The following is a 6,236-nucleotide window of genomic DNA, read 5'->3' on the forward strand; positions in this document are numbered from 1 at the left end:
CCCGGCGCACTCCGGTCTACACCCGACAGCCGACGCTTGGACGAGCATTGAGCTAGGCAGCATGGGGCCAATTTCAGACTCGTGCACGCAACGAAGAGCCCTATTCGATCACCCGGTCCGCGCGCGCGACAAGAACGGGTGGAAGATCGAGCCCAATTGCTTTCGCGGTTTCAAGGTTGACAATCAGTTCAAATCGGCGAGGCCGCTGGATCGGCAGGTCGCCCGGACTAGACCCCCGCAAAATTTTGTCGACCGAAGCGACCGCATTCTGCATAAGCTCTCGATTTAAGGGTCCGTAAAACAGAAGGGGATAGAGTGGCGCGGCGATGCGTGTCCAAACATCAACATCGACGATAGTGGGCAGGCCTTTGCCCACGGCAAACTGCATCACGACCGCCCTCGCCTTCTCGGAAAAAAAAGAGGTCAGCAGTAGGCCCCCTGGTTTCCACTCGTCGATCTCGGCGAGCGCAGCCTGTGGCTGATCGGAGTTCGCCACCTCGACGATGTGAAGCTCCAAGTTAAGCGAGCGTGCGGCGCTATTGAGCTCAGCGAAGCAGGGCTCGATCTCCTCCTTTGGAAACGCCGGTATGACGTAGGTCCACAAGATGCCGACTCGCTTGATGTCCGGCTTGGCCTCGCGGAGCAGTTGCAACATCTTGCCCCAGACCCCCGTCTCCGTATAAATCGCGTTGCCTGTGACATTCCGTCCGGGCTTGGCGAGGCTGTCAGCCACGCCAGCCTCGACCGGGTATCCAGAAGTCAGCGTCACGATAGGAATTGACCCCGTTGCGCGTTGCAGAGCGAGCACATAGGCCGTTGTACGAGTGAAAATGAGGTCAGGCTTGTTCGCCACCACGCGTTGTGCGGCTTCATCTAAGGGGCCGCGGCTTCCCAGTTGTTTCCCTGACTGCATGATGACGAAGTCCTGCCCCTCGATCCAGCCGAGGACGCGCATTTCTGCCCGCCAGGCTTCGAGCGTTGCCGGGTAGAGATCGGGCAAGAAGGCGATCCGTCTGGGAGCTCTGTTGGTATTCTGCGCCCGCGCGGCAAACGGCCACGTCGCTGCCGTGCCACCGAAAAGCGTGATGAACTCGCGCCGTTGCATGTGTCCCCTGAGGGAAAAAACATCGACGCCCCAAGCCTAACACTTTGGGACGGGGCGGCGGGTGAGAAAGGGCAGTCAATTGACCCTAGACGCTGCGACCCAATGTCCGCCCAGGGTCAAAAGCCGTCCATGCCCCAAGCCGCCGAAGACGTAAGCTAGGGGGCCAAGTGCCGAGCCGCGCGCTGCCGCAATCACCACTGGTCGATCACCCCGTACGCCCACCTCGCCGTGCAGCGGACGAAGTGACTCTGACGATGAGCAAGCTACGCAAGGCCGGAGCCGTCCCGTCCGACCGGCGCGGATTTGGTGAGATCGATCGGGCGCGGCCCCCCGCAAGGCCCGAGAACGTCACGAAGTCAGGTTCAACTCAGATGGCAGCGCCGGCCAGCAAGGACGCGGCGCCAAGCGCGACCAGTGTAAGTCCAGGCCAATTCGATTTGATCCCAAAGCCGCTGGCCGGTCTTTCAGGTTCAATGGTGTCACTGGATCGCCCGGAGCGAAGCCGCCTTCCGCCACTTAGGCGGTCTCGCCAGATCGGCTGATACGCCATCTGGAGCACGCCGCCGAAAACCAGGAGCACACCAAGCCAAATAAGTGTCATACTCGTCTCCCGCGCTAATGAATGCCCAAGAAGTTGTCTCCCACGGAGGACCCTCGTCCATTTCGGTTGATTGTTTTTCAACGTCTGGCCGGTGCTTTCGGTCCATTTATGTCATCTGCTTGAATACCACTTAGGCTGGGGGCAGGCCTTTTGGCGGAGGATGATCGGCGCTATGCGACAACGCGCCCGGCATGTCCACTTTCGTCAGAAGCAATCTTGGCCAGGAAACGCTTGGCAGAGAAACGCTTGGCAGAGAAACGCTCGGCAGGTCGCTTACGGGCCAAACCCGCAAGTCGCCGCGGCGCGACTTCCCAGGTTTTCAAACTGATCGGACGCCCGGTCTTACCTGCGTGATGGCGACGCCGGAGATCGCGAGCAGGCCGCCGACAATCAACCTTGGGGTCATGCGGTCGCCAAGAAACAACACGCTCGACATCAAGGCGAACACCGGAAGCAGCAGCCCGAATGGTGCGACGCGGCCCATGGAGCAACGGGCGATCAGCCAGAACCAAAGGCCAAACCCAACAATTCCTCCGATGAAAATCGTATAGGCGAGTGCCAGCCAACCATGTTCATCCGCCGTGATCAGGCTCGCCAGCTGTCCATGTTCAAGGAGCAACGACATCAACATGACCTGTGGCACCGTGAGCAGGGATGACCATCCCATCAACATCAGGGGATCAAAAGGGCCGTAGCGCTTTGTCAAGACGTTGGATACCGCGAACGCGAATGCGGCCCCGACCACAAGCAGCAGCGGAAGCGCGTTTGCCGACAGGCCAAGCCCCGCCGCCAACATGATCACGCCGACGAATGCAAGCACCACTCCGGCGGACGTGGTGAGAGACGGCCGCTCCGCGAGCAGCGGCCAGGCCAACAGCACGGTGAAGGGCGGCGCGAGTTGATATGCGACGGCCGACATGCTTCCCGAGCCGAGCCCAAGGCCGACATAGAAGAGCCCGAAGTTCAGTCCACCAAGGAAAATCGAAATAGCTGCGATAGGGCCGAACTGTTGACGCTTGGGCCTTTTGACGAACGGAATAAGCAGCAGCGCGATGGCCATGAACCGCAGGGCGAGGAAGAAGAGAGGCGGAAACTCCGTAACGCCCACCTTGATGGCCACGAACTGATAACCCCAGAGCAACGGAACGGCCACGGCGCAGACGATCTGGATGGCAGACATGGCATCTTTCCTTTCAAGACCATTCGGTCTAGATATAGACGCGCTAACAGCGGAATCGTCCATGGGTTGTCTACCTGATGAAGCGGCCGAGAAGAGCGTCAGCGGTGGCTTGCAACGTGATCGGTGTCGGTGCCGTTTTGGCGACCACTCGTAGCCCCCAAAGGAAACAGATGAGAATTCGGGCGGCACTTGCGGGCTCGACACCTTCGGCCAACTTGCCCGCCGTGTTCGCGCGGGACAGTGCATCCGCCACCCTGGCCTCCATGGCTTTGAAGAAGCTCGCGATGCGGCGATTAACTTCAGCATCCTGGCCAGCCAGCTCCATGGCTGTGGCCACGAGCAGGCATCCGCGCCGGCCATTGGCACCGCTGGTGCGGTCGACGTAGCCGGCAAGGTAGGCCCGTAGGGCGTCGACCGGCTCCCTGCTGGGGGCGAGTTCGAGGTCCATCCGTGTCATGGCATCGGCAATGTAGCGATCAAGCGAACGCAGGAAGAGCGAGTGCTTGTCGCCGAAAGCGGCGTAAAGGCTGCCACGCGAGAGCTTGGTCGCACGAAGAAGATCCGGGAGCGCCGTGGCGTGATAGCCGCGCGACCAGAACACGCCCATCGCGCGTTCGACTGCGGCTTCCGTGTCGAAGCTTCGGGGGCGGCCACGGGGCAACTGCGCTGGAGTTTGGCGGCTCATTGCTCATATATAGACCGAATGGTCTATATATCGCAAGTCCCCGGCTTGGATCCGGAAGCGGACTCGACCGGGAGGCGTTTTACGCGCTGGCTGCAGGCCGCCATTCAATGGCGTCCTCCAGAATTGCCGTCGGTTTCCGTTCACGGTGGCAGAATTGCCGCTGTCTGGTCGATGAATTCGGCGCCGGGTGCGGATTGATGCGACCGCGTGAAGACGAACCGGGATGTCGCGGGTATTTCGGCTTCGGCTCTGCCGTCTTGGCCGATCAGGATCAATCCGGCTCCGCCATTTGCCACATTCAGAATGATGGGCTCGCCGCTCCAGGTCTTGATTGGCTCCATGCCAATGATGAGAAATTCGCCCATAGGCTGATCGAAATACTGGATACGCAATTGCGGGCCGACTTCGGCCGCAGCAAGTTCAAAGCCGAGCTGCCGAGCACGCGCGTAAATGTCAGCCAGGCTCACGGTATCGGGCGTGAACCCAAGCTGGGCCGGCGTTACGAGGACAAGCTCCACATCAGTCTTGTGAGAGCCGACAGTAAACGCCGGTCGAGCAAGAATTTCAGAGGCCTGCCCACCGACATTGCAGCCCAGACCATCGAGCTCGTTGCGCAGCCTGATCGGCCCGGCAAATGTGCCAATTGTGATCGTCTTCCATGTCGCCACATCGCCAGCGGACTTGATAGGCAGCTGGGACGGTTGGGCGGAGCGTGTCCTGAGCTCCAGCTTGTTGCGCAAGACATCCCGGGCTGCGCATTGAGCCCACGCGGTGTCCGCGAATTGAACAACGCAAGCTGCACATAGCAGGAAAGCTATTAGGTAAAGGCCGACTGGTCCTGCACTGGAACGGGCTTTACCTGCCTTGCAATCGGCTCGGCTTGTCGGAATGAACATGGCGAAATCGCTTTTCGATTACGCTCGACAGAAACAGGCCCGCCTCCGAGTCAATAGGAAGAACGGAGGGCACTAACTTCAATGAAGACTGCGCGGCCGGCTTTGAAACGCGTCCGGAGGCGGGGCCTATGGCTTCAAATATTCCAATTTCCAAATGGCAGGCGGCAATCCGTAAGCCTGATCATCCGCCCGCTTCATCAGACCAAATGGGAATGATGTAGTTTAACCATAGCACCAACGTGGCAACGGCTCAACACTGAACGACGCGCCGTTTGAATTGGCAAACACTGGGGAAAACCAATCCTTATGGGCGACAGGGCGGCCGGAGTGCCCCGGAGCATGTCTGCCTACCCCGCCATCACGCCGCCGCGCTTGATCAGCTCTTTCCCCACCGCTGCCAGATGCACCTGATCCGGTCCGTCGCCGATGCGGATGAAGCGGGCGTAGACGTAGGCGCGGGCGAGGAACGTGTCCTGCGAGACGCCGGCGGCGCCGTGGATCTGGATGGCGCGGTCGATGACGCGGGCGGCCATGCTCGGCACCACGATCTTGGCCGCGGCAATCAGGTCGCGCGCGGCCTTGTTGCCCTCGCGGTCCATCTTGTCGGCCGCTTGCAGCGTCAATAGCCGCGCCTGCGCGATCTCGCAGAACGAGTTTGCGATGTCCTCGCGCACCGAGCCTTGCTCGGCGAGCGGCTTGCCGAAGGCTGTGCGGGAAACCGCGCGGGCGCACATCAATTCCAGCGCGCGCTGGGCGCAGCCGATCAACCGCATACAATGGTGGATACGCCCGGGCCCGAGCCTACCTTGCGCGATCTCGAAGCCGCGGCCCTCGCCGAGCAAAATGTTCTCGGCGGGCACGCGGACATTGTCGTAGACGATCTCGGGATGGCCGGCCGGCGCGTCGTCATAGCCGTAAGTCAGCATATCGCGCACGATGCGCACGCCGGGCGTATTCTTCGGCACCAGGATCATCGATTGCTGGCGATGGCGGTCGGGATGGTCGGGCGCGGTCTTGCCCATCACGATCAGGATCTCGCAATCCTCGTTCATCGCGCCTGAGGTGAACCATTTGCGGCCGTTGATGACGTAGTCGCCGCCGTCGCGCCGGATCTCGCACTGGATGTTGGTGGCGTCGCTGGAGGCGACCTGCGGTTCGGTCATCGAGAAGCCGGAGCGGATCCGTCCTTCAAGCAGCGGCTTCAGCCAACGCTCTTGCTGCGCCGGCGTGCCGTAATTGGCCAGCACCTCCATGTTGCCGACGTCGGGCGCCGAGCAGTTGAAGACCTCGGGCGCCCAGAGGATGCGGCCCATGATCTCCTTCACAGGGGCATATTCGAGATTGGTCAGCCTTGCGTTAGCAAGATCTGGCCCGTGCTCGCCGGAGAGGAACAGATTCCAGAGTCCCTGCTCGCGCGCCAGCCGCTTCAGGTCCTGGAGCACAGGCGGCGTCCGGTAGCGCGTGGCTTCCGGCTTGACCTGCTCGTAATAGAGCTCCTCGACCGGCTCGAGATGCGTCTGCATGAACCGGCGGACGCGGTCCTGGAGCTCCCGCGAACGGGCGGAGTGTTGAAAGTCCATTGTAGCCTCCCGTTCGTGCCGAAAAAGCCGCACTCAATGAAGGGCCCCCTCTTCCCTTCTCCCCTTGTGGGAGAAGGTGGCGCGAAGCGCCGGATGAGGGGTTCCGTCCGCGATTGCAGCTGGCAGAGTGACTCGCGGAGAGAACCCCTCACCCGGCTTCGCTTGCAGCGAAGCCACCCTCTCCCACAA

The 6,236-nt window shown here is 61.2% G+C and carries 5 protein-coding genes; all 5 read right to left on the reverse strand.

All coding sequences use genetic code 11. The annotated features are described in order from the left end of the window. Window positions 1-100: 100 nt before the first annotated feature. The 5 genes from FXV83_RS40935 to FXV83_RS40965 all read right to left on the reverse strand — a co-directional run bounded on the left by FXV83_RS40935 (window position 101) and on the right by FXV83_RS40965 (window position 6,047). On the reverse strand, window positions 101-1,000 hold the full coding sequence (locus FXV83_RS40935; RefSeq protein ID WP_187436532.1) for an ABC transporter substrate-binding protein: 900 nt from the start codon (window positions 998-1,000) through the stop codon (window positions 101-103). 1,025 nt (window positions 1,001-2,025) lie between these two features. After that, window positions 2,026-2,886, reverse strand: a complete 861-nt coding sequence (locus FXV83_RS40950; RefSeq protein WP_148745702.1) for a DMT family transporter — start codon at window positions 2,884-2,886, stop codon at window positions 2,026-2,028. A 70-nt stretch (window positions 2,887-2,956) separates the two neighbouring features. Beyond that, window positions 2,957-3,571: a TetR/AcrR family transcriptional regulator gene (locus tag FXV83_RS40955; protein ID WP_148745703.1), complete on the reverse strand. Its 615-nt coding sequence runs from the start codon at window positions 3,569-3,571 to the stop codon at window positions 2,957-2,959. Window positions 3,572-3,711: 140 nt separating this feature from the next. Continuing rightward, entirely contained in the window at window positions 3,712-4,311 is a 600-nt protein-coding gene (locus FXV83_RS40960) for a hypothetical protein (protein ID WP_148745704.1), read from the reverse strand. Window positions 4,312-4,814: 503 nt separating this feature from the next. After that, the gene (locus FXV83_RS40965; protein WP_148745705.1) at window positions 4,815-6,047 is read right to left on the reverse strand and encodes an acyl-CoA dehydrogenase family protein; all 1,233 of its coding nucleotides are present in this window, start codon (window positions 6,045-6,047) and stop codon (window positions 4,815-4,817) included. Window positions 6,048-6,236: the final 189 nt, after the last annotated feature.

It is taken from the genome of Bradyrhizobium hipponense (genome assembly GCF_008123965.1).
GTDB lineage: Bacteria > Pseudomonadota > Alphaproteobacteria > Rhizobiales > Xanthobacteraceae > Bradyrhizobium > Bradyrhizobium hipponense.